General features: G+C 65.6%; 24 protein-coding genes. 12 read left to right on the forward strand and 12 right to left on the reverse strand.

Annotation, left to right across the window (positions count from 1 at the left end):
• Positions 1-15 precede the first annotated feature (15 nt).
• Positions 16-336, forward strand: a complete 321-nt coding sequence (locus QCE73_RS27445; RefSeq protein ID WP_035502565.1) for a YnfA family protein — start codon at positions 16-18, stop codon at positions 334-336.
• Between the two features lie 6 nt (positions 337-342).
• Here QCE73_RS27445 and QCE73_RS27450 read toward each other — a convergent pair whose 3' ends face one another.
• Complete coding sequence (locus QCE73_RS27450) at positions 343-1,365, reverse strand: DUF2891 domain-containing protein (protein WP_309884428.1); 1,023 nt, start codon at positions 1,363-1,365, stop codon at positions 343-345.
• Positions 1,366-1,747: 382 nt separating this feature from the next.
• Between QCE73_RS27450 and QCE73_RS27455 the strand changes: the two genes are divergently transcribed.
• Together QCE73_RS27455 and QCE73_RS27460 are read left to right on the forward strand one after the other, a co-directional pair.
• The gene (locus tag QCE73_RS27455; RefSeq protein WP_035502514.1) at positions 1,748-3,043 is read left to right on the forward strand and encodes an MFS family transporter; all 1,296 of its coding nucleotides are present in this window, start codon (positions 1,748-1,750) and stop codon (positions 3,041-3,043) included.
• Between the two features lie 227 nt (positions 3,044-3,270).
• A complete protein-coding gene (locus QCE73_RS27460; RefSeq protein ID WP_035502568.1) occupies positions 3,271-3,942 on the forward strand; it encodes a hypothetical protein in 672 nt (223 codons plus the stop codon).
• On the opposite strand, the gene QCE73_RS27465 is transcribed toward QCE73_RS27460, so the two are convergent.
• Complete coding sequence (locus tag QCE73_RS27465) at positions 3,943-4,104, reverse strand: hypothetical protein (RefSeq protein ID WP_187605201.1); 162 nt, start codon at positions 4,102-4,104, stop codon at positions 3,943-3,945.
• Positions 4,105-4,167: 63 nt separating this feature from the next.
• Positions 4,168-5,190, reverse strand: a complete 1,023-nt coding sequence (locus tag QCE73_RS27470; protein ID WP_309884429.1) for an AraC family transcriptional regulator — start codon at positions 5,188-5,190, stop codon at positions 4,168-4,170.
• 181 nt (positions 5,191-5,371) lie between these two features.
• On the opposite strand from QCE73_RS27470, the gene QCE73_RS27475 reads away from it, so the two are divergent.
• The 5 genes from QCE73_RS27475 (at position 5,372) to QCE73_RS27495 (ending at position 10,961) form a co-directional block, all read left to right on the forward strand.
• Positions 5,372-6,505, forward strand: a complete 1,134-nt coding sequence (locus QCE73_RS27475) for an acyl-CoA dehydrogenase family protein (protein WP_187605608.1) — start codon at positions 5,372-5,374, stop codon at positions 6,503-6,505.
• Positions 6,506-6,535: 30 nt separating this feature from the next.
• Positions 6,536-8,242: an AMP-binding protein gene (locus QCE73_RS27480; protein WP_309884430.1), complete on the forward strand. Its 1,707-nt coding sequence runs from the start codon at positions 6,536-6,538 to the stop codon at positions 8,240-8,242.
• Between the two features lie 15 nt (positions 8,243-8,257).
• Positions 8,258-9,028: an enoyl-CoA hydratase gene (locus tag QCE73_RS27485; protein ID WP_309884431.1), complete on the forward strand. Its 771-nt coding sequence runs from the start codon at positions 8,258-8,260 to the stop codon at positions 9,026-9,028.
• Positions 9,025-10,143, forward strand: coding sequence for an enoyl-CoA hydratase/isomerase family protein (locus tag QCE73_RS27490; protein ID WP_309884432.1), 1,119 nt, complete (start codon positions 9,025-9,027; stop codon positions 10,141-10,143). The genes QCE73_RS27485 and QCE73_RS27490 overlap by 4 nt, the downstream gene beginning before the upstream one ends.
• Before the next feature lie 107 nt (positions 10,144-10,250).
• Positions 10,251-10,961, forward strand: a complete 711-nt coding sequence (locus QCE73_RS27495) for a hypothetical protein (RefSeq protein WP_238214672.1) — start codon at positions 10,251-10,253, stop codon at positions 10,959-10,961.
• 80 nt (positions 10,962-11,041) lie between these two features.
• Here QCE73_RS27495 and QCE73_RS27500 read toward each other — a convergent pair whose 3' ends face one another.
• The gene (locus QCE73_RS27500; RefSeq protein WP_309884433.1) at positions 11,042-11,584 is read right to left on the reverse strand and encodes a DUF6572 domain-containing protein; all 543 of its coding nucleotides are present in this window, start codon (positions 11,582-11,584) and stop codon (positions 11,042-11,044) included.
• A 191-nt stretch (positions 11,585-11,775) separates the two neighbouring features.
• Positions 11,776-12,948 carry an AI-2E family transporter YdiK gene (ydiK, locus tag QCE73_RS27505; protein ID WP_075583862.1) on the reverse strand — a complete coding sequence of 391 codons (1,173 nt, stop codon included), beginning with the start codon at positions 12,946-12,948 and terminating at the stop codon, positions 11,776-11,778.
• A 342-nt stretch (positions 12,949-13,290) separates the two neighbouring features.
• Between ydiK and QCE73_RS27510 the strand changes: the two genes are divergently transcribed.
• The 3 genes from QCE73_RS27510 to QCE73_RS27520 are packed head-to-tail and all read left to right on the forward strand — an operon-like array spanning position 13,291 to position 16,310.
• On the forward strand, positions 13,291-15,030 hold the full coding sequence (locus tag QCE73_RS27510; protein WP_238292806.1) for a PQQ-binding-like beta-propeller repeat protein: 1,740 nt from the start codon (positions 13,291-13,293) through the stop codon (positions 15,028-15,030).
• A gap of 20 nt (positions 15,031-15,050) precedes the next feature.
• Positions 15,051-15,638 carry a c-type cytochrome gene (locus QCE73_RS27515; protein WP_309884434.1) on the forward strand — a complete coding sequence of 196 codons (588 nt, stop codon included), beginning with the start codon at positions 15,051-15,053 and terminating at the stop codon, positions 15,636-15,638.
• A 24-nt stretch (positions 15,639-15,662) separates the two neighbouring features.
• On the forward strand, positions 15,663-16,310 hold the full coding sequence (locus QCE73_RS27520; protein WP_309884435.1) for an ankyrin repeat domain-containing protein: 648 nt from the start codon (positions 15,663-15,665) through the stop codon (positions 16,308-16,310).
• Between the two features lie 629 nt (positions 16,311-16,939).
• Here QCE73_RS27520 and QCE73_RS27525 read toward each other — a convergent pair.
• The 7 genes from QCE73_RS27525 to QCE73_RS27555 form a co-directional block, all read right to left on the reverse strand.
• Positions 16,940-18,088, reverse strand: a complete 1,149-nt coding sequence (locus tag QCE73_RS27525) for a DUF1501 domain-containing protein (protein ID WP_309884436.1) — start codon at positions 18,086-18,088, stop codon at positions 16,940-16,942.
• Between the two features lie 4 nt (positions 18,089-18,092).
• Complete coding sequence (locus QCE73_RS27530; RefSeq protein WP_309884437.1) at positions 18,093-19,511, reverse strand: DUF1800 domain-containing protein; 1,419 nt, start codon at positions 19,509-19,511, stop codon at positions 18,093-18,095.
• A gap of 63 nt (positions 19,512-19,574) precedes the next feature.
• The gene (locus QCE73_RS27535; protein WP_309884439.1) at positions 19,575-20,057 is read right to left on the reverse strand and encodes a periplasmic heavy metal sensor; all 483 of its coding nucleotides are present in this window, start codon (positions 20,055-20,057) and stop codon (positions 19,575-19,577) included.
• A complete protein-coding gene (locus QCE73_RS27540) occupies positions 20,054-20,494 on the reverse strand; it encodes a hypothetical protein (protein WP_309884440.1) in 441 nt (146 codons plus the stop codon). The genes QCE73_RS27535 and QCE73_RS27540 overlap by 4 nt, the downstream gene beginning before the upstream one ends.
• Positions 20,491-21,069: an RNA polymerase sigma factor gene (locus QCE73_RS27545; protein ID WP_035510902.1), complete on the reverse strand. Its 579-nt coding sequence runs from the start codon at positions 21,067-21,069 to the stop codon at positions 20,491-20,493. Before QCE73_RS27545 ends, QCE73_RS27540 begins: the two co-directional genes overlap by 4 nt.
• Before the next feature lie 200 nt (positions 21,070-21,269).
• Positions 21,270-21,602 carry a YXWGXW repeat-containing protein gene (locus QCE73_RS27550; RefSeq protein ID WP_309884441.1) on the reverse strand — a complete coding sequence of 111 codons (333 nt, stop codon included), beginning with the start codon at positions 21,600-21,602 and terminating at the stop codon, positions 21,270-21,272.
• Positions 21,603-21,696: 94 nt separating this feature from the next.
• Entirely contained in the window at positions 21,697-22,611 is a 915-nt protein-coding gene (locus tag QCE73_RS27555; protein WP_035510915.1) for a LysR family transcriptional regulator, read from the reverse strand.
• Between the two features lie 108 nt (positions 22,612-22,719).
• Between QCE73_RS27555 and QCE73_RS27560 the strand changes: the two genes are divergently transcribed.
• Positions 22,720-23,691 carry an alpha/beta hydrolase gene (locus QCE73_RS27560; RefSeq protein ID WP_309884442.1) on the forward strand — a complete coding sequence of 324 codons (972 nt, stop codon included), beginning with the start codon at positions 22,720-22,722 and terminating at the stop codon, positions 23,689-23,691.
• The last annotated feature ends 17 nt before the right edge of the window (positions 23,692-23,708 follow it).

Here is a 23,708-nt window from a genome sequence, read left to right on the forward strand (position 1 = left end):
TCGATAATGCGCGTCATGAATACATTCGCGCTCTATGTCGTCACTGCCGTCGCCGAGATCGCCGGCTGCTATTTTCCGTATCGATGGCTCAGGGAGGGCGGCTCGCCGTGGCTCGTCGTGCCCGGCGCGCTGTCGCTCGCGCTGTTCGCTTGGCTTCTGACGCTCCACGACGCCGCCGCTGGGCGCATCTATGCCGCGTACGGCGGCGTGTATATCGGCGTGGCGATCGCTTGGCTGTGGGCCGTCGATCGCATCCGGCCGACGGCGTGGGACATCGCGGGCGCGGCGATCGCGCTCATCGGCATGGGCGTGATCGCGTTTCAGCCGCGCGTCTGAGGCGGATCAGGCTTCGAGCGCCAGCAGCGCGAAGGTCGCGAGCCAGTGCTCGCCCATGTAATCGCCCGCGACGTGCGCGATGCCCGACGCGAGATGTTCGTTCGCGGCCGTTTCGAGCACCGCGATGCGCGCGTCGCCAGCAGGCAATGCGCGGGCGATCGTGCGCTGGCACCACGCGCGGGAGAGGTTCAGGCCGTCGAGGTGCGCGAGCTTGCCGTCGCTGCGATCGGTGACCGTGGCGGGCGTGAAGAGCGTCGCCGGCTCTCGCGCGGCAATGCGCGGCAGAAACCGCTCGAACCAGCCGACGAAGCCATCGCCCGGCAGCACATGGCGCATCAGCACGGCTTCCATCAGCGACGGCGACAGGAACTCGTCGCCCGCCGGCTCCCACGCCTGGCAGCCTTCGTCCGTCTCGAACCAGCGCAAGGCCGTATCGCTCAGCAGGCGTTCGAAGCCCGCGTTGCGCGTGGCGCGCGCGTAGCCGATCGCGAGCGTCAGCGCGAACGCCATGTTGAAGTGCGTGCCGACCCGAAGCGGATACGTCGATTTCGGCAGAAATTCCTCGAAGCGCGCAACGAACGCGTCGGCGAGCGGGACAAGCGTGCGGGCCCAGCGCGCGCCGTCGTCGGAAGGCATCGAGTGGAGTTGTGCGGCGAGCGCGAGCAGCCACGCCCAGCCGTAGGGCCGCTCGAAACCGCGCGCAGCCGGGCGTTGCAGATACGCGACTTCGGCCGCGACGTTGGCATCGGTGAAATGTCCGTCGATCACCGCACGGATGCGCGGCGCCTCCGGCAATCCGGGAAAGCGGTCGTAGAGCCGCGCGATCAGCCAGTAGCCGTGCACGCACGAATGCCAGTCGAAGCTGCCGTAGAAGATCGGATGGAGCGCGCGCGGGCTCTGGACATCGGCCTCGCTCGCCATCACGTGATCGAGCTTGTTCGGATATTCGCGCGTCAGATGGCCGAGCGCGACCTGGGCGAACTTCGACGCCAGCGCGGCGTCGAGGGTGATCGGTTGATGCGGTTTCATGCGGTCCTCGTCGATGCGAATCGTGATTCCGAGACTTTATCGATAAATAGTCAGCAAAATCTTCGATCAGGGTAATTACCTAACGTGGACGACCGAGGCATCGGCGGATCGCGTCGAAAGCGTCGCATAAACCGGTCGCAAGGGCGGCGAATGCTTTTGCGGCAAGCCTCGGCGGACGCCTGACGTGATCGTCGGACACGGCGCAACCGCGCGACTGCGCGAATTCGCCTATGTCGTCCGGCCGTGTTCGGCGCGCCACGTGAGCGCGCTTTCGCCCGAACCGTCGTATAAACTTGCGCCCGAACGCCGCAAGAGCGCCCGGACCGGGGTCACGAGCCCCGGCAAACGCCATCCAGACAGTGACCAAGAGATCAGAAACAACATGACCGACCTTCCCGCTTATACCGCAGAGGACACCCGGCGCCGCGTTTTCGCAATCGTCGGGGCCTCGTCGGGCAACCTCGTCGAGTGGTTCGACTTTTATATCTACTCGTTCCTCGCGCTGTATTTTTCGTCGGCGTTCTTTCCGGGCGGCAATCCGACGGTTCAGTTGCTGAACACCGCGGGCGTGTTCGCGGCGGGGTTCCTGATGCGCCCGATCGGCGGCTGGCTGTTCGGACGTATCGCCGACAAGCACGGCCGCCGCAACGCGATGATGATCTCCGTGCTGATGATGTGCGGCGGCTCGCTCGTCATCACCTTCCTGCCGACCTACGCATCGATCGGCGCGTGGGCGCCGTTTCTGCTTCTGATCGCGCGCCTGTTCCAGGGATTGTCGGTCGGCGGCGAGTACGGCACGAGCGCGACCTACATGAGTGAAGTGGCGCTGCGCGGCCGGCGCGGTTTCTTCGCGTCGTTCCAGTATGTGACGCTGATCGGCGGGCAGCTTGCCGCACTGCTCGTGCTGGTCGTTCTGCAACAGTTTCTGTCGACGGAAGAGCTGAAGGCGTGGGGCTGGCGCGTGCCGTTCTTCATCGGCGCGTGCGCGGCGCTGGTTTCGCTTTACCTGCGACGCTCGCTCGACGAAACCTCGACCGCCGAAACGCGCGATCGCAAGGAAGCGGGCACGCTCGCCGGGCTGATGAAGCACAAGGCCGCGTTCATGACCGTCGTGGGCTTCACGGCGGGCGGCTCGCTGATTTTCTACACGTTCACGACCTACATGCAGAAGTATCTGGTCAACACGGCGGGCATGCATGCCAAAACCGCCAGCAACGTGATGACCGCCGCGCTCTTCGTCTATATGCTGCTGCAGCCGGTTTTCGGCGCGCTGTCGGATCGTATCGGCCGCCGCGCGTCGATGCTGTGGTTCGGCGCGCTCGCGACCATCGGCACGGTGCCGCTGCTGCACGCGCTTTCCACCGTGGCGAGCCCGGTCATGGCGTTCGTGCTGGTCGTGATCGCGCTCGCGATCGTGAGCTTTTATACGTCGATCAGCGGTCTTATCAAGGCCGAAATGTTCCCGCCGGAAGTGCGCGCGCTGGGCGTCGGCCTGTCGTATGCGGTCGCCAACGCGGTGTTCGGCGGCTCGGCGGAATACGTCGCGCTGTGGCTGAAATCGGTGGGCAGCGAATCGACCTTCTTCTGGTACGTCACCGTGATGTGCGCGATTTCGCTCATCGTTTCCTGGCGCATGCTCGATCCGAGCAAGGAAGGTTATCTGCGCAACGAGCCGTAAGCGGGCCGGCGGCACGCGTGTGGCGACGACACAACTGTCGCGTCGCGCGCGTGCCATATCCGCCACGCTTGCCGATGACGTTAGTATGGTGTTTTATGCGGTATGTGGACGGCGCACCGGTCGAGGTGCGCAGCGATATTCGGGAACCGGATATGCATGCGCGCGGATCTCGCGCGCGCAACGCTGATGCGCACGATCGGGCGCGTCGGTCTGCCTGGAGCCTGTTCATGGAAGATTTCGACGAAACGCTGTTCCTTGTCTGGCGGTCCAATCTGAACGTGCTGGTTGGGACGCCGGGCGGCGCTGCGCGCCTCGCGCGCATGATGAGCTTCTCGCCGACGTTCATGAAGCTGATCGTCGCCGGTCAGCGCGATTTCAACGAGGAATTCGTGCGCGGCATCGAGCTCGTGACCGGCCTGCCGCCGCACTGGATGGACGAGCGCCGCACGTTGGAGGAGGTTCCGGCGGACGTCCTGCGCGCGATTGACGAGGAAACGCCGATGGCCGTGTTTCGCGGCACGGCCCATCCCGCGCCGAAGCGCTCCGTGCTGCGCGGCCCCGAACCGCTGCTTTCCCAGACCGAAGCGACGCGCCGCGTCGCCGATCTCGCCCAGCAACAGGCCGAGACGAACCGACGCGATCTGCTCTTTCGCAAGAATCGCGAACTACTGTCACAGGATTTGCGCCGTCTGGAGCGCCAGCTCGGGCTGCTTCAGGTCGAAGGCATGCAGCCTAAGGTCGACGAACTCATCGCGTCGGATCGCATGAGCGAATCGGCGAAGGCCGACCTGACCGGGCGTCTCGAACAGATCGACAAGCACGTGAAGCTTCTGCACCAGCATGTGGAAAAGCTCGTGGTGCTGCTGTCGAGCCCGGACGAGCCCGAAGCGGGCGAATAACTACTTCTTTTTGCCGTCCTTCGGGGTGTCCGGCTCCGGATGCACGGCGATCGGATCGCTGGCGGGAAAGGTTTCTTCCAGCGCTTCGTCGAGCAAGTCCTCTTCGTTGGCCGGGTCCGGCCGATCCTGCTTCGAACGTTCATCTCGGCTGGCTTTCTTCATGGCGCGCTCCGTGATGCGAGGTCATCGTCGATTCAATATAGCAGCCCGAAAGCGCGCCCGCAGTCAGCCCTCCCGGCGATAATCCGCGGGCCGCACGCCCGTCCACTTTCTGAACGCGCGCCGGAACGCGCTCGGTTCCGCGAAGCCGAGCGCATCGGAGATCTGCGGGATCGTCTGCTGCGTGTGCGCGAGACGCGCGATCGCGAGATCGCGCCGCAACGCGTCCTTGATCGTCTGATAGGTGAGTCCTTCCTGCTTCAGGCGGCGACGCAGCGTCGCTTCGGCCATGTGGAGCGCCGAAGCGATGCTCTCGGCTTCGGGCCAGTCCGTCGGCGCGGTTTGCCTGAGGCGCGTTCTGATGCGCGCCGCGAGCGAATCCGGATTGCGATATTTCACGATGAAGTTCGCCGGCGCGTCGCGCAGGAAGCGCTTGAGCGTCGCGGGCGTCTGCACGACCGGCAGCGCCGCGCATTCCGCCGACAGATCGACGAACGAGCGCGTCTCGTCGAATCGAAGATCGTTGCAGAACATCAGCCGGTATTCGTCGCTGTCGGCGGGCTCGGGACAGCGCATATGCGCCGCCAGCACCGGAATGCGCCGCCCGACCAGCCAGCACAGCAGCCCATACACGAGGATGAAGCCCGTCGCGTAGGCGAACATCGTCTTGGGCGGGCCTTTGTCATCGAGCCAGATGCGCACGCGCGTTTTGTCGAGATCGAGCTCGAAAGTCAGCTCGTCGAGCACGAGGCGCATGAAGTTCGCGATGCGCGCGAGCGCCTGCGCGCCGTCGCGCGACGATAACGCGGCGTGGCACAGGAGCACGAAGCTGCCGCGCCGCATCGGATGCGCGTCCTGGCCGAAAAACTCGTCGTCGAGCGCGTCGGCGGTGGCGTTCCACAGCTTGCCGTACTGCATCGGCGACACGCGCGCGCGCGGCGATTCGAGCGTCGCCGGCGCGATGCCCGCTGCGGCCAGCAAATGCTCGCGCGTGACGCCGCGCGCCTCGGCGCATCGCAATGCCGCTTCGACGAGACTCACGGAAATCGAATCGCGCTCGATCTTCTTTTTGGGACTTGGGGTTGTCACTAGGTGGCCAAAGCGCTCAGTTAGCGTGATCGTTTTGGGCATCGGCTAACGTCCGGCGATTGCCTAGACTCGTGCTCAGACGGCCCATCCGCCCTTCATCGACCGACCCGGCGGCGGCCAGAAAGTGTATACGATCGATACGACCCGCCGCCCCAGCCTCATTCACCGAAGACGAAACATGATCGACGCATTCCTCACCGAAGAGCAGCGCATGATCCGCGACGCGGCTCGCCAGTTCGCCACCGAAGTGCTCGCGCCGAACGCGGGCCAGTGGGACAAGGACGGCGCCATTCCCGACGCCGTCGTGCGCCAGTTGGGCGAACTCGGCCTGCTCGGCATGGTCGTGCCCGCCGAACTCGGCGGCACCTTCAGCGACTACACCGCCTACGCGCTCGCGATGGAAGAGATCGCGGCCGGCTGCGCGTCCTGCGCGACGATGATGAGCGTGCACAACTCCGTCGGCTGCGGCCCGATCCTCGCCTACGGCACCGACGCGCAAAAGGCCGAATGGCTGCCGAAGCTGGCGAGCGGCGAGATCATCGGCGCGTTCTGTTTGACGGAGCCGCAGGCCGGCTCGGAAGCGAACAACCTGCGCGTGCGCGCCGTCGAAAAGGACGGCAAGTGGGTGCTCTCCGGCAGCAAGCAGTTCGTCACGAACGGCAAGCGCGCGGGCGTGGCGATCGTCTTCGCCGTCACCGATCCCGATCAGGGCAAGCGCGGCATCTCGGCCTTCATCGTGCCGACGGACACGCCAGGCTTCAACGTCGGCGCACCGGAGCACAAGCTCGGCATCCGCGCGTCCGATACCTGTCCGATCACCTTCGACGATTGCGCGATTCCCGCCGCCAATCTGCTCGGCAAACGCGGCGAGGGTTTGAAGATCGCGTTGTCGAATCTGGAGGGCGGGCGCATCGGCATCGCGGCGCAGGCGCTCGGCATCGCGCGCGCGGCCTTCGATGCGGCGCGCGCCTACGCGAAGGAACGTGTGCAGTTCGGCAAGCCGATCCACGAGCATCAGTCGGTCGCGAACATGCTCGCCGACATGCAGACGCAGATCAACGCCGCGCGTCTTTTGATCCATCACGCGGCGCGTATGCGCACGGAAGGCATTGCCTGCCTGTCGGAGGCATCGCAGGCGAAGCTGTATGCGTCGGAAATGGCCGAGCGCGTGTGCTCCGATGCGATTCAGATTCACGGCGGATACGGCTATCTGCAGGACTATCCGGTGGAGCGTCATTATCGCGATGCGCGCATCACGCAGATCTACGAAGGCACGAGCGAAGTGCAGCGGATGGTAATCGCACGCAACGTTTGACTCGCGCTTAAAAAAACGACAGGAGACGCAATGAACGACGCCCACGCTTTCATCGAAGCACGAGACTTTCTGTTTGCTCATCGCACCGATTACGACACCGCGTATCGCGACTTCAGATGGCCGTCGCTCGATCGCTTCAACTGGGCGCTCGATTATTTCGACCCGATGGCACGAGGCAACGATGCGCCCGCGCTGCATATCGTCGATGAAGGCGGTGGCGAGACGCGTCTCTCCTTCGCGCAGATGAGCGAGCGTTCGGCGCGCGTCGCGAATCATTTGCGCGAGCTGGATGTGAAGCGCGGCGAGCGCATCCTGCTGATGCTGCCGAACCGCGTCGAGCTATGGGAAACGATGCTCGCCGCGATGAAGCTCGGCGCGATCGTGCTGCCCGCGACCACGCAGCTCGCACCCGCCGACCTGCGCGACCGCATCGCGTTGGGCGGCGTGCAGCACGTGATCGTCGATGCGGCGGAGACGCAAAAGTTTCACGACATCGAGGTGCCTGGCCTGCGCATCGCCGTGGGCGGCGCGAAGGAGGGCTGGCTCGCGTATGAAGCCGCTTACGATGCCTCGCCTGAATTCGTTTCGGATGCCGTAACGAACGCGAACGATCCCTATCTGCTGTATTTCACGTCGGGCACGACGTCGAAGCCGAAGCTCGTCGCGCATACGCATCAGAGCTATCCGGTCGGCCATCTGTCGACGATGTACTGGATCGGCCTGCAACCCGGCGACGTGCACTGGAACATCAGTTCGCCCGGCTGGGCGAAGCACGCGTGGAGCTGCTTCTTTGCGCCGTGGAATGCGCAGGCGTGCGTGTTCATCTACAACTTCAGCCGTTTCGATGCGACCCGCGCGCTCGACGTGCTCGTCCGGCACGAAGTCACGACGCTCTGCGCGCCGCCGACCGTGTGGCGCATGCTCGTGCAGGAGCCGCTCGCGTCGTACGAGGTGAAGCTGCGCGAGATCGTCGGCGCGGGCGAACCGCTCAATCCCGAAGTCGTCGAGCGCGTGCAGGCGGCCTGGGGCGTGCCGATCCGCGACGGCTACGGACAGACCGAAACCACCGCGCAGATCGCGAACACGCCGGGTCAGCGGCTCGTGCCCGGCTCGATGGGCCGTCCGCTGCCGGGTTATCGCGTGGCGCTGCTCGATCCCGACGGCAACGCGGCGGAGGAAGGCGAGATCGCGCTCGTGCTCGATCCGCCGCCGCTCGGCCTGATGACCGGTTACGCCGACAATCCCAAAGCCACCGAAAACGCGATGCGCGGCGGCTTCTATCGCACGTCCGATGTCGCGGCGCGTGGCGCGGATGGCTATTTCGTCTATGTCGGCCGCGCGGACGACGTGTTCAAGTCGTCGGATTATCGATTGAGCCCGTTCGAGCTGGAGAGCGTGCTGATCGAACACGAGGCGATCGCGGAAGCGGCCGTCGTGCCGAGCCCCGATCCGCTGCGCCTGTCGGTGCCGAAGGCGTTCGTCACGCTGCGCCACGGCTATGCCATCGGACCGGAACTCGCGAAAAGCGTGTTCGCGTTCTCACGCGAGCGGCTCGCGCCCTACAAGCGCATTCGCCGTCTGGAATTCGCGGAATTGCCGAAGACGATCTCCGGCAAGATCCGCCGCGTCGATCTGCGCAGACAGGAAATCGCGCGCACGCAGGACGGCGCGCGCGGCGAATTCGAGTTCTGGGAAGAGGATTTCCCGGAGCTGCGCCAGACCAGCAAAGCCGACTAAAAAGGAATCCCCACGATGATCGAAGTCACGCGCGACGGTGCAACCGTCACGATACGTCTCGCCCGTCCGCCGGCCAACGCGTTCACGGCCGATGGCCTCGCGACGCTGCAGGAAACCATCGACGGCCTGAACCGCGATGCGCACGTGCGCGCGATCGTCGTGACGGGCGCCGGCCCGAAGTTCTTCAGCGCGGGCGCGGACCTCAATCAGTTCGCCGATGGCGACAAGGCGCACGCACGCGTCGCCGCGCAGCGCTTCGGCGCGGCATTCGAGGCGTTGCAGAACGCACGCGCGGTGACCATCGCCGCGATCAACGGCTATGCGATGGGCGGCGGACTCGAATGCGCGCTCGCCTGCGATATCCGCATCGCCGAGGAACATGCGCAGATGGCGCTGCCGGAGGCGTCGGTCGGGCTCTTGCCGTGCGGATGCGGTACGCAGACGCTGCCGTGGCTCGTCGGCGAAGGCTGGGCGAAGCGCATCATCCTGACGGGCGAGCGCGTGGATGCGCAGACCGCATTGCGCATCGGTCTCGTCGAGGAAGTGGTCGCGAGCGGCGGCGCTTATGAAGCCGCGTTGACGATCGCGGCTCGCGTCGCATCGATGAGCCCGGATGCTGTCGCATATTCGAAGCCGTTGATTCACGCCGCGCGCGAAGGCGTGCCGCGCCGCGCGGCATTGGCGCTGGAGCGCGAGCGCTTCGTCGATCTTTTCGATGGCGCGAATCAGCGCGAAGGCGTCGCCGCGTTTCTCGACAAGCGCAAGCCGAAGTGGAGCGTGTCATGAGCACGCAGGGATTGTTGCGCGACGCGCCGGCGGTCGGCTTCGAGATCGTCAACCGCGTGGCGATCGTCACGCTCGACCGGCCGCACGCACTGAACGCGCTGTCGCACGACATGATCGCGCTTCTCACCGAACGCTTCGCGCAATGCGCCGCGGACGACGCCATCGCGGCGGTCGTGCTGCGCGGCGCGGGCGACAAGGCGTTCTGCGCGGGCGGCGACGTGCGCAAGCTCTACCACGCGGCGCGCAACGATCCGCATCACGAGACGCCGTGGCTGAAATTCTTCATCGACGAATATCGGCTCGATTTCACGGTGCATCGTTTCGCGAAGCCCGTGATCGCGCTGATGGACGGCATCGTGATGGGCGGCGGCATGGGGCTCGCGCAGGGCGCGGCGCTGCGCATCGCGACCGAGCGCACACGTATGGCAATGCCCGAGACGCGCATCGGCCTGTTGCCCGATGTCGGCGCGACGCACTTTCTGCGCGTGCTGCCGCGCGATCTCGCGCTGTATGTCGGCCTGACGGGCGCGCGTCTTTCGGGCGCGGATGCGAAGCGCGTCGGGCTCGCGGACGAATGCGTGCCGTCGACATGGCTGCGCGGCTTCATCGAGCGACTCGACAATCTGCGCTGGGACGATGCGCAGGACGCGATGACGCAACTGAAGCGCGTGTTCGTGCCGGCCGCGAACATCGAACGTCACGCGCCGCTCGACGATATCCGCGCGCAGATCAAACGCCATTTCAGCGTCTGCGCGACGGGCGGCGCGGAGCGCATCACCGCGTCGCTGGCGATGGACGAATCGGACTGGGCGCGCACGACGCTCGCCACGCTCGAGAGCCACTCGCCGACGATGCTCGAAGTGACGTACCACGCGCTCCTGCGCGGCCGCCAGATGACGCTCGCGGATTGCTTTCGCATGGAGTTGGGCGTCGTGTACCGCGCAATCGACGACGGCGATTTCGTCGAAGGCGTGCGCGCGCTCATCATCGACAAGGACGAGCGGCCGCGTTTCGCGCCTACCACGCTCGCGCAGGTGCGGGCCGAGCGCGTGCAGCACTTTCTCTCGTCGCCGTGGCGCCGGGAGATGCATCCGCTCGCGGACCTAGGCGCGTAATCTCCTGACGGAAATCGCAAGCAAATGTTTCTGCGGCGAACCGGCGAAATGACCGATGGTCGAACGGGGCTTATCGATCATCGGACAATTCAAGAGGGGAACCGACCATGCCGAACCGTACGTCACGGCTCGCAGTTTTGTCGGCCGGCATCGCATTCGCGTTGATCGCGCCGGCCGCATCGTATGCACAACTCAATCTCCAGCAATTCGGCTTCGGCAGCGGCAGTTCCGAGGTGGCGGGCGGCGCGAACGGCGCGGCGCAGCCTTCCGCGCTGAATTCGCTCGTGCAGGGCTATCTCGGCGCAAACCAGCAAGTGCTCTCGGGACAATCGAATCTCGCATCGGCGATGGGCATGTCGAGCGTCGCGAGTCAGGCGCAATCGGCGGCGGGTGTGTTGTCGGGCGCATCGGGCGGGAGCGGCGTGCCGAGCACGAGCGTGCTGTCGCAACTCGGCGGCACGCAGCAGAGCGTATCGCAATCGTTGATGCAGGCGTTCACGAGCGGCTCGACGCCGCCGCCGACGGCCGCGAGCAAGCAAAGCTTCAGCGACGGCCTCGCCTCGCTCGGGCAGGGCGTGAAACAGTACGCCGGATTGCAGTCGAATCTCGGCTCGGTGACCAATTCGATGAACATGTCGTCGCTCCTGCAGGCCGGCTCGAATCCGGCGACCGCGCAGGCTGCGAGCTATATCGCGCAATCCGCGCCGGGACAGTTGCAGTCGCTGGTGCAGACGCTCACGCAGGCGGTGCAGTACGCGAAGACCAACGGCATCTCGGTGCCGTCCGTCGCTTCGTCGGCATTGAGCGGCGTGAGGTAATCGGCAGCGCGCAAGAGAAAAGCGGCGGGCTCAGAGTTGAGCCACGCCGCTTTTTGTTCGATTGCGCAGGATGATTCGCTTCAGTGACTGGCGGCCTGTCGCATCACGAGCCGCCTGAGCACGGGCAGCGCTTGCTGCCGGCGCGTTTTGGGCGTCAGGGGCGGAAGATATGAAATATCGGCGACATCCGCGAGTTGCTTCGTGCGCGGGTCCGCGTCGAGCACTTCGAGCGCGGGCGGCTCGACGGGTTCCGTACGTACGTGCTCCGGTTTGTCGACCTCGATGCCGAGCGAACGACGCACATCCACGCCACGGATGTGCGCCTTGTAGCCGGCGTCGGTCAGCACGCGCTCGCGCGATTTCCAGAACTCGACCCCGGACGGCGTCATGGGATGCATCGACACATACTGGATCACGATCTCATAGCCGCGAACTTTCGGATAGCTCAGCAGCAATTGTCCCGAACGAATGTAACGGATGTATCGGTCGATCTTTTTCGTGAGCAAATCCTGATGCTCCTTTTCATTGCGCCAGTCGAGATCATCGAAGAGTCCGACGTATACGCGCTTGAAAAGGATATTCACTCCGATGTAATCGATGGCTTCCACGTCACGTAAAGACATGGTCAATCCCCTACGCCCTCAACCGGGCAAATAGCAACGGAATGCATTGTAACGGATTCACACCGTCGAATAATCGTAAAACAGCGCATTAACTCGGAGAGAATCTCATTTTCGTAAGAGTCCGAATTCTCGATTTAAGCGCAATCTGATTGGCGGGAATAAAATCAACAAAATACGAATATATTTATCAATCAGGTCTGTCTCCTCGATGCATCCGCGAGATCCCGTGTGGACGCGGCTTGCGCGATTTCTTCGTTGCTCGTCGCTTCGACTTGCGGCAGCGGCGGCTGCTCGTTGATCCACGCATTAAGAATCGTCGACGTCACCGCGAGAATGACGGGACCGATGAATAATCCGACAATTCCGAATGCAAACATGCCACCGAGCACGCCGGAAAGAATCAGCAACATCGAGAGATTCACGCCGCGCTTGATGAGAATGGGCCGCAGGAAATTGTCGAGCATCGCGATCATGATCGACCACACGAGCAGCAGCGACGCGGCGACGTTCGAGCCGTGCCAGTAAAGAAATGCGACGCCGCCCAGTAGCGGCAGCAGCGGGCCGATCTGCGCGAGGCACAGCATCAGCATGATGGCCGTGATGATGCCCGCGGCCGGCACGCCCGCGAGCGCGAGCCCGATGCCGCCGAGCGCCGACTGCGTGACCGCCGTCACGACGATGCCGAGCGCCACCGCGCGGATCGCGAGGCCGGCGAGCTTGACGGCTTCCGCGCCACGGCGCGCTGCGATGCGCGTCGCGAAGCGCGTGACGAAGCGTCCGGCCGCCTCGCCGTTCATGTACAGAATGCCGGAGATGATGACGGTGATGACCATGTGCATCACGAACACGCCGACGACCGCGGCATGCGACAGCATCCAGCGCGCGGCGATCGTCACGTACGGTTCGAGCTTCGCGAGCAGGCCGCCGGGACCGGCGTCGGAGAGCGACTGCCATTCGGTCGCGACGCGCGCGCCCGCGAGCGGAATGTCGTGCACCCAGCCCGGCGGCGGCGGCAGCGCATAGGAAGGCAGGCTCTTGATGGCCGCCATGATCTCGCCGCCGTGCAGCGCGAGCGTGGAGATCGCTTCGTAGAGCGGCAGGACGATGACGATCAGCAGGATCAGCAGCATCACGGTCGTCGCGAGCCAGCGGCGGTTGCCGACGCGACGCTGCACGCCGACCATGAGCGGCCAGGTCGCGACGACGATCGTCGTGGCCCAGATGAGGCCCGGCAGAAACGGGCGCAGGACGTAGAGGCTGCCGACCGTGAGCGCGGTCAGGATCGTGATGACGAGCAGGATGCGCGCGATGTCCACCGGCTGGCGTGGATTCGGATTCGGCTGCCCGTTGTAAGGGATTGGCATGGTGCGTCCGGATGAATGGTGATGGTCGATGCGGCGCTCGGGTACGGGCGTGGCGCGCAGCGAGAGATGAACAAGCGATAAGCGAAAGCCGGCGATCCGGCAAGCTGTTCCCGGCGTGAGGGCCGCAACACAACGGCACGCCAATCCATACTACTAAAAATCGCGGCGTGCCTGCCCCTGAAATACCCTTCGTCCGATGCGTGACGCGTCGAACGCAGTCTTTGCACGAAATCTGGAAATGCCTTTTTAAATTGCCTATTCTTTTTTGCGGGCGCAGAAGAGGGCAAGTCATGCTCCGCCGCGCACCACGAGGACGACACAAAAACTATTTGGGAGACTGACATGGCCGGTTTTTCCCGTACCTCGCTCGTTCCGCTCATTGTTGCCTTCGGTGCTTTCGGAATCGTGACATCGCACGAAGCCTCGGGCGCCGACGAAATCCAGAACACCAACACGACGCAAGCCGCGCCGGTTCCGAGTTCGCTGCGACCCATCTCGCAGCAACAACTCGACGGCGCCGCGGGCGACAGTGCGTCCTGGCTGCATTCGAACGGATCGTATGCCGAAACGCGCTATGCGCCCGCGACGCAGATCAATACGTCGAATGTGGCGAAGCTCAAGCCCGCGTTCATCTTCCAGACGGCGGTGATGGAGTCGATGGAAACCGCGCCGATCGTCTCGAACGGCGTGATGTTCCTCACCACGTCGTATAACCACGTCTATGCGATCGACGCGGTGACGGGCAAGGAGTTCTGGCATTACAAGCACAAGATGGGACCGGTCACGACCTTCTGCTGCGGTCCGAACAATCGCGGCGTGGCGATCTCGGGCGACCGGCTCTTCATGGGCACGCTCGATGCGAAGCTCGTCGCGCTCGACGCGAAGACCGGCAACGTGCTGTGGTCGACGCAGATCGCCGATCCGGAAGAGGGCTATTCGGAGACGATGGCGCCTGTGGTCGTCGACGACAAGGTGCTGATCGGCACGAACGGCGGCGAGTACGGCATACGCGGCTTCGTGAAGGCGTTCGATGCGAACTCCGGGCAGTTGCTGTGGACCTTCTACACGATTCCCGACACGGGCAGCGAAGGCGTGTGGGCGGAGAACGACGCGGTCGGCCGCAACATGAAGCGCGACATCGCGGCCGAGAAGAAGACGCTCGCGGAGAAGGGCGGCGACTTCAACAAGACGCTCGGCGGCGGCGTGTGGATGGCGCCCGCGATCGATCGCAAGACGCGCACGGTGTACTTCGTGGTCGGCAATCCGTCGCCGGACCTGTATGGCGCGATTCGCCCCGGCGACAATCTCTATACGGATTCGCTCGTCGCCGTCGATCTCGATACCGGCAAGTACAAGTGGCACTTCCAGTACATCGCGCATGACGTATGGGATCTCGACGCGGTGAGCCCGCCGATCCTCGTCGACGTGAAGGACAAGAACGGACAGATGGTTCCGGGGATACTCCACGGCGGCAAGACCGGCTTCGTCTACGTGCACGATCGCCGCGACGGCAAGCTCATCCGCATTTCCGAGGCGATGATTCCGCAGGAAGGCGTGTGGACCCTGCCGACACCGACCGGCGCGCGCATGCTGCCCGGCGCGAACGGCGGCGTCGAATGGTCGCCGATGGCGTTCAGCCCGAAGACGCGCATGGCTTACGCGGCGAACCTGCATCAGCCGATGACGTATCAGGTCGAGGAAGCGGCGTATCCCGGCGGCAAGCTGTGGCTCGGCGGCGCGTTCAAGACGATTCCGTCCGAGCAGCAATGGGGCAGGCTCGTCGCGGTGAATGTCGATACCGGCAAGATCGCGTGGGGTTACAAGACCGATCAGCCATTGATCGGCGGCGTGCTCGCGACCGCGGGCGGTCTCGTGTTCAACGGCGAAGGCAACGGGCTCTTCCGCGCCTTCGACGCCGCCACCGGCCGCAAGCTCTGGGAGTTCCAGTGCGGCGCGGGCGTCAATGCGCCGGCGGTGTCGTACATGGTGAACGGCAAGCAATACATCGCGGTCGCGGCGGGCGGCAACACGCAGCTCGACTTCAAGCGCGGCAACAGTCTGCTCGTGTTCGCGCTGCCTTGATGATGACGCGCGCGAAACGTATGCGGGTCTGGCTCGTCTACGTGCTGTGGATTGTCGCGTGCGTGCTGCTGTCGCTGCCTTCCCTGTCCCGCGCGAATGCGCAGACGGCGGCCGCCAAGGCTGCCGTCTGCACGTCGTGCCACGGGCTCGGCGGCAACTCGACGACGGGCGATTATCCCTCGCTCGCGGGGCAGACATCGCGCTATCTCTATCTGCAATTGCGTGACTTCAAGGCGGGCCGACGCAGCGATCCGCGCATGTCGCCGATGGCCGCGAACCTCACAACCGACGACATGCACGATCTCGCCGATTACTTCGCCGCGCAAAAGCCGATCGCCACCGACTTCAAGGCGGACGCGGTGAAGGTGGAGGCGGGCAGGAAGAAGTCCGAAGAGATTCTCTGCACGATGTGCCACCTCGGCGGCTTTTCGGGGCAAAACGAGATTCCGCGCGTCGCGGGGCAGCAGTATCCGTACATCGTGAAGCAGTTGCAGGACTTCCGCGACAGGAAGCGCACCAACGACGCGGGCAACATGACGAGCGTGTCGAAGAATCTGACGGACGCGGACATCGAGAACCTGGCGAACTACATCGCGAATCTGCAATGACGCTTTACGAAGGCCCTTATAACGATGACAAAACCCCTTCGCTTGCTGACACTCGTTCTGTCGATGACGTGCGCGTTGGCTTACGCGCAGCAGGACGCCTACACGCTCAACGAGCGTCTGCTTGCCGCGACCCGCGACGGCGATCAGGCGGCAGTCGCGCGTCTCATTGACGAAGGCGCGGCGATCGATTCACGCAACCGCATCGGCGACACGCCGCTCATCAGCGCGTGCAAGAAAGGTCTGACGCCGATGGCGCGCATGCTGATCGAGCGCGGCGCGAACGTGAGCCAGGCGGACGTTCAGGGCATCACGCCATTGATGGCCGCGGCCTTCGACGGCAACGAGGAAATCGCGGCGCTGCTCATCGCGCATCATGCGGATGCCGCCGCGACCGATCGCGTCGGCAAGACCGCGATCGAATATGCGGCCGGGCGCGGGCATACGGCTATCGTGCAGCGTTTGCTCGATGCGGGCGTCGATGTGAACGCTGCTTATCGTAATCACCTCACGGCGCTGATGTGGGCGGCGGGCTACGATCAGGAAGAGACAGCGTCGATGCTGCTCGCGCGCGGCGCGAAACGCGATCTGCGTGACGATCGTGGCATGACTGCGAGGGATATCGCCGAGCAGACTCATTCGACGCATGTCGCGGCTCTGCTTTCGAAGGGTTGAGGGCGCAGTCGGGTTTGTTGCCGGATCCCGTATTCGTGTCGGTCTATTAGCACTGCCCCTGTGCGGGGCGGCAGTCACTTTCTTTGCTGCTGCAAAGAAAGTAACCAAAGAAACAGCTATCCCCAGCCTAAGCACTTCACGCCGGCCGCGGCACAGACGATTGGCTGAATGGCCCGGCAATAGCGAGTGCCCTCGAAGGTCTCGCGGGGCTTGGACCGCGCACGGTCTGACACATCGCGGCGCTTGCTTCACTGGTTCAGCACCAAATAGCTCCGGCCCGCTTCGCGGCCGATGGGTCAATCGGGTGCGCGTGGGCTTCTTCTTCGACGGTTTCCCTCGCATACCCAACGGCAGCGCGTAGCGCTGTGCCGGTGCTGAACCAGCGCACCAAAACATTTGGGGTGGCAGACCGTGCGCGAGCCAAGCCCGAGTGGGCCTGTGAGGGCGACACTTAGGCGAGGGCCACGGGCGGCTGGCAAGCATAGCTAACGTGCGTGTGACCGCGGGCGATGAGAAGCTGTTTCTTTGGTTACTTTCTTTGCAGCAGCAAAGAAAGTGACCCCCGCCCCGGGGAGGGGCAGTGCTAATAAACCGACACGAAACCGGGATCCGGCGAAAAAACAACCGCCTCAACCGATCAAAATCCGCCGCCCGAATGCCTGACTGCCAGAATCCGGAAACAGCGTCCCACCAACGCGCTGCGGATCGATGCCGAAAGTCTCCCCCGCCGCGCTCGCAATAACCGCATCGAGCCCGATCGTCGGCTTCAAATCACGCGCCTGATACAGCGACGCATTCGCAAGCCCCGGCCAGTCCGCGAGCACGCGCCCGCCCGCCACCGCGCCACCGACGATCATCGCCGCCGACGCCGTTCCGTGATCCGTGCCGCCCGTGCCGTTCGCCGCCGCCGTGCGGCCGAACTCGGTCGCGACGAGCACCGTCGTGTTCGCCCAGTGCTCTCCGAGTCCATCGCGCAGCGCGGCAAGCATCGTGTCGAGCGCTTTCAGTTGCGCGGCGAGGCGCGGGTTCTGCGCGCTGTGCGTGTCCCAGCCGCCGGTCTCGATCATCGCGATACGCGGGCCGTCGGGCTTGCCGAGAAAGCTCGCCGCGAGCTTGCCGAGGCTCGCCGGATCCTGACGCGCGCCCGCGTCGGCGGCGAGACCGCGCGCCTGCATCGCGGCATCCCAAAGCGGATGAAGCTGCGCATCGCCCGCATAGAGTTGCGAGACGCGCGTGAGGAGATCGTCGGGCGCCTGCGGCAACGACGACGGCGCATAGGACGTCACCTCGGCGCGTCCGCGCAGCGCGAGCGGCACGGTCGGCGCAAACGCGACGGCATCGGCGCGCGGCGCGGGCAGCATCGACAGCAGGCGGTTCATCCAGCCGTCTTTCATTTGATAAGGCGCGTTGCCGCCCGTTTCGAGCACGTTCTGGCCGTCGAAATGCGAGCGCTCGCGATACGGCGACGCCACCGCGTGCACGAAGAGCGCCTGCCTGTCGCGATACATCTGCGCGACCTGCTTCATCGACGGATGCAGCGCGAACGTGCCGTCGAGCTTCGTCGCGCTCGATGCGTCGATCGCGAGCGGCCCGCGCAGCGTCGCGTACGCGGGATCGCCATAAGGCACGACGATGTTCAGGCCGTCCGCCGCGCCGCGCTGGATCACGAAGACGAAACGCCGGTCGGTCTCGGCGGAGGCGAACACGAGTTGCGGCGCGACGAGCATCGCGCCGGCGCTCGCGCTTGCGCACCACAGGAATTGGCGACGCGTCAGCATGGCTTCATCTCCTCAGAAAATCGGGCGACACGAGCAGGAGCGCGAGCGCGGTCGGCGCGCTCTCGGCGCGTGACACGGCGCTCGCGGTCGCATCGGACAGCGCACCGGGAAGCAGTTGCGGACCGAGCGTCCGGGCGTCGAGCCGGTCGCCCGCGCGCGCCGCGAAACGTTGCGCGAGCTCGACGCGGCGCACCAGCGCATCGGGCGCGGCCCAGCTCGCGGCGATATCGTCGTAACCGGCGGGCGAGCCGGGACGCCATACCTGCTGGCCGAGCTGCGTCAGAAGCGGCGCGGCGCGCACGCCTTGCATGTCGATACGGCCGAGCCCGCGCAGCGACGACACCGTCCAATCCCACGGCGTCTTGAACTTGGCGGGCGCGCTTGGCCATGCTTCGGGCGCATCGGCCAGCGCGCGATACACCGACGGCAGATCGCCGCCCGTATCGCTGAAGACGCGCGCGAGCCTGTCGACGAGCGCGGGCGGCGGCGTATCCGCGACGAAGTGGCGCGCGAGCTTTTCCGCGACGTGATGCGCGGTCGCGGGCGAATTCGCGAGATCGTGCAGCACGGCGAGCGGCTGCGCTTCGTCGGTCTGCGCGTACTGCTTGCCCATCACGGTGCGCACGCCCGGCTCGTGCACCCGCGGGCGAAACACGAACGCGCCGGGTGGCGTCGGATCGTTGGGATTGCCCGCGGCGTTCGCCGTCATCGCGCCGAGGCTCCAGCCGGTCAGCGCGCGCGCGAACTCGGTCACGTCGGCCTGCGTGTAGCCGCTGCGCACGCCGAGCGTATGAAGCTCCATGATCTCGCGCGCGAGGTTTTCGTTGAGGCCGCGCTTGTTGTCGGGATTGCGCATCGCGGCGCGCGCGGCGGCGGGACTGTCCGGGCCGACCGAGCGCGCCTGATCCAGAAAGATCTGCATCGCCGGATGCCGCTCGGCCGCGATCAGCATGTCCTCGAAGCGGCCGAGCACGTGCGGGCGGATCGCCTCGTTCTCGAAGGATCCGGCGAGCATCGCGACGGGCGGCTTTTCGATCGACACGGCGAAGTGGTTCGCCCAGAAATGCACGAGGCGTTCGATGAACGGCGCGTTGGTCGTGAGCGCGCTCGTCACGCGCGCATCGACGGCATTGCGGTAGATGTCGCGGATCTGCTCGCCGTATTGCTTGCGCACGGCGGGCTTGTCGGCGTCGCTTGCATCACGCAGCGCGCGCTGGCGATCGGCGAACTGCGCGGCTAGCGCGGCGCTCGACGGCTGGCCGTTCAGCGCGGGCGGCATCGCCTGATACGCACTTGCGCGCGGATCGGCCTGTTCGATGAGCCAGCCGCGCGGATCGGCGGGCAGCGGCTCGCCCGGACGCGCGCCGAGCCCGAAACGATTCACCGCGATGGCGGCAGGCGAAAGTTGCGGCGCGATGGCCATGACGTGCTCCGAAGTGCTCGATGCCGGTTAAACGTGTGCGCGAGGAAAACCCGTCGCTTTGCGTCATTGCTGCGGACGCTCGTCGGGCGGAACGGCGCGCAATGGACCGTAGCGCTCCATCGCGCCGACGAGCTTCAGCCGTTCGTCGGGCGTGAGTGTCGATGCGAAATCCGCGACCGTGCCTTCGATGCGCGCGCGCAACGCGACGTCGGCTTCGCGCGTGCGGGCGAGGGCATCGTCGAGTGCATGGCGATCGAAATCTGGCGCCGCGAGGACATGCGCGAGATCGATGCGCCCGTCGCGCGCATCGCGAATCAGCGGCAGGCTTTCACGGCGCGTCTTGCGCAAGGCGTCGCGCAGTTCCTTCTGGCGCTCCGCCGACAGATCGGCGGCGGCGAAACGGATGCCGCGTTGCTGCGCGGCTTCCGTGCGTTTCTGCGCGAGCGGCCCGGACAGCCAGTAAGCGCCGCCCGCGATCGATCCGAGCAAAAACACGTTCAGCACGAGCGATACCGCCGCGAGCGTCTTCAGCGTGCGCAGGCTCATTGATCGCTCCAGTCGTAAGGGGCGCCGCCGAAGGCCGTGCCCGAATAGGATTGCTCGAACCATCCGCCGTGCGCGGGCTCGCCCGGCGCGGGCGCGGGCGCCAGCAGCGAAACCAGCAGCGCGCCCGCCGCGACGCCCGCCGCGCCCGCGCCGACGAAGCCCACGCCCGAGAACCAGATGCGCGGGCGGCGCCAGAAGGCGCGCGCGGGCCGCGTGGGCGCCGAATCGACGATGCGCCGCACGAACTCCGGACCGGGCGCCGCGACCGCGTGAGCGTCGAGCATGCCGTCGAGCGCGCGGGCTTCGGCGAGCGCGGCGAGCCCTTCGGCGTCTCCGGCCTTCACGAGCGCGAGCGCCGCGTCGCGTTCGCGGGCGGGCCAGCGTTCCGGCGACGCGCCGTAAGCCTCGGTGATGTGGCGGAATCGTTCGGGTGTCATCGATGTTCCTTCGGGGCGTCGCCGCCTGACTGTGCGAGATCCGCGAGCGCGGCCCTGAGATTGCGGCGCGCGCGGGCGAGCAGGCTTTCCAGCGCATCGACGCTCACGCCCATCAGCGCCGCCGCGTCCGCGTTCGGCAATTCCTGGTAGTACTGCAGCACGAGCGCCTCGCGCTGGCGCGCGGGCAGCTTCGCGAGCGCCGCCGCGATGCGCCCGTTCGCGTGCGCGGCCTCGATCCGCTCGTCGGGCAGCGGCGCGACATCGGCCTGTTCGGGCAGATCGTCCGACATTGTCGTCTCGCGATGACGGCGCAGGCGGTCGTAACACAGATTGAGCGTCACGCGATGCAGCCATGTATCGAAGCGCGCCTCGCCGCGCCGCCACTTCGGCGCGATATTCCAGATGCGCAGGAACGCTTCCTGAGCCACGTCGTCGGCCTCGTCACGGTCGCCGAGCATCCGGGCCGCGAGCGCGACGATGCGCGGGAGCTTCCTCGCGACGATCTCGCGGATGGCTCCCGGTTCCCGATTGCCGACGCGGGCAATGAGCGCGGTGTCCGGATCTTCTTCTTTCAATGTGTTGTCGGGTGTCGGATTGCCCGGACGCTGGGCGGGTTATCGCGTTGGTACGCATGCTCAGTAAACGACGACCGGCCCGCGATAGTAGACAGGGTGCGCCGGATACACGACGCATCCGGCGAGCATCACGGCGACGAGCCCCGCTGCGATCAATGCTTTCATCATGATGGGCTACCTCGATGCGAACGTGGTGCGGCTCATGCCCAATGCCCTTCGACCCAGCGCCAGTTCGGACCGTGCTGCACCCAGTGTCCCGGTATCCAGCGATAGCCCGCGCGCACCGGCCGCCAATGTCCCGGCGCCCAGACGTAGCCGCCATGCGCCCAGCGCCAGTGACCCGGATCCCATGCATAACCCGCGCGCGGCGGCGGCGGCGCTTCGACGCGCGGCGCGGGCGGCGCGGCGGGCGCGACGATGATGGCCTGCGCATCGGCAGGCGTGCTGTGCAGGGCAGCAAACGAAACCGCGATGACCGGCGCGAGCACGGCGGCCGAAAGCGCCGCGCGCAGCGGCGAAGGTGTTTTTTTCATGACGTGTCCCGTCGTTTCAGGTTGCGACGAGAACTTGAACGGCGCGACGGAGCGATTTCCGTCGCGCGTTTGACGGCGAATTTGTAACCGGGTTTTACGCAAACGCGTCGATGCCGACGACCAGGCGTTCGGCAAGGCGCGGCTGGCGCAATTGCTCGTTCCACCATTGCAGCGCGCGGCCTTCGTGATCGCCGCGCCACGCGACGTACAGCACGTTCGGCTCGCGCGGATCGGCGGTTTCCTTCTCGACGAGTTCGCCGCGCGCAAGCAGCGATTGCACGCGATGCCGCGGCACCCAGCCCGTGCCGAGCCCTTGTCGCTGCGCGAGGATTTTCGCGCGCATCGTCGGCACGGCAAACGCGGCCTGTCCGCCGAGCACGCCGTACGCGCGCCCCGCCGAGCGCGACGAATCCGCGACGACGACCGCCCGATGCGCCGCGATCTGATCGCGCTTGAGCGGCCCGTTCATCGTCGCGAGCGGATGACGTGGCGACACCGCGAACACCCATTGCATCACGCCGAGCTCGAACCAGCGCAGGCCGGGAATCGCCGGCGGCTCGTTGGTCGCGCCGACGATCAGATCCGCGCGCCCGTCGCGCAATGCTTCCCAGGTGCCGCTCAGCACTTCGTGGGTGATGCGCAGCGCAACGCCGGAATCGAGCGCATCGAATGCCTGCACGACCGGCAGCAGCGTCTCGAATTCGAGGATTTCGTCGCAGACGATCCACAGCCGGTCCTCCCAGCCGCTCGCGATCTGCTTCACGCGCTGCGCGAGACGCGACACGTCGAGCATCAGGCGCGACGCTTCGTCGGCGAGAAGATGGCCGGCGGGCGTCAGTTGCAGGCGATAGCGGCGCCGGTCGAAGAGCAGCGCGTCGAAGCGCGTTTCCAGTTGACGCGCGGCATGCGATACCGTCGACGGCGCCTTGCCGAGGCGCGCCGCCGCGCGCGAGAGACTGCCGGTTTCGCGGATCGCGTCGAGCAGCGAGAGTTCTTCCTCTGACAACATGTTCGACTCCATCGAACGAGTTCATCGTCCGGATCGTACGGCAAAAGCGGCGTGGCGGATCAACATGAGCGTCATCGGGATAAACCCAACCTTCGATGGAGCTGAACGATGAATGCCTTCCTTCACACGATGCGCCGCGCCGCCGGCGTGCTTCTGGCCGCCGCCGCCCTGCAACCGGCCGCGCATGCCGCGAACACGCCGCGCGCACCCCAGCCGGTCGCCGCCGCGAGCGCGATCCAGTCCCGCACGATCGATGCGAACGGCGTCGACATTCACTATCTGCAAGCCGGACAGGGCGACGCGACGCCCGTCGTGCTGCTGCACGGCTATACGGAAACGAGCCGCATGTGGCAGCCGCTGATGACGCGTCTCGCGGGCGAGCGCGTCGTGATCGCGCCTGATCTGCCGGGTGCGGGCGGCTCGGCGATGCCGTCGTCCGGCTACGACAAGAAAACGCTCGCGCAAGACATCCACGCGATGGTCCAAAAGCTCGGCTATCGCAAGGTGAAGCTCGTCGGGCACGATATCGGGCTGATGGTCGCGTATGCGTACGCGGCGCAATATCCCGACGAAGTGGACAGCATCGTGCTGATGGACGCGTTCCTGCCCGGCGTCGGCGACTGGCAGAAAGTCTGGCTCCTGCGCGACAAATGGCACTTCAACTTCTATGGCGACACGCCGGAGAAACTCGTGCGCGGCCGCGAGCGCGTCTATTTCGAGCACTTCTGGAACGACTTTGCCGCCGATGCCGCGCATTCGGTGAGCGAGGCGGATCGCCGTTACTATTCGGCCCAGTACGCGCGCAACGGCCGTATGCGCGCGGGCTTCGAGTATTTCCATGCGTTTCCGCAGGACGCGAACGATTTCGCCGCCTTCGCCAAAACGCCGCTCGCGATGCCGATGCTCGTGCTCACCGGCGAACGCGCGTCGGGCACGTTCCTGATCGATCAGGCGAAGCTCGTCGCGACGAACGTGCAGGGCGTGGTCGTGCCGGGCGCGGGCCACTGGCTGATGGAAGAAGCGCCGGACGCGACGATGATGCAACTCGTGCGCTTCATCGACGCGCCTTCGTCCAACTGAGATGCATCGACGCCGCG

It is taken from the genome of Caballeronia sp. LZ029 (genome assembly GCF_031451275.1).
GTDB lineage: Bacteria > Pseudomonadota > Gammaproteobacteria > Burkholderiales > Burkholderiaceae > Caballeronia > Caballeronia jiangsuensis.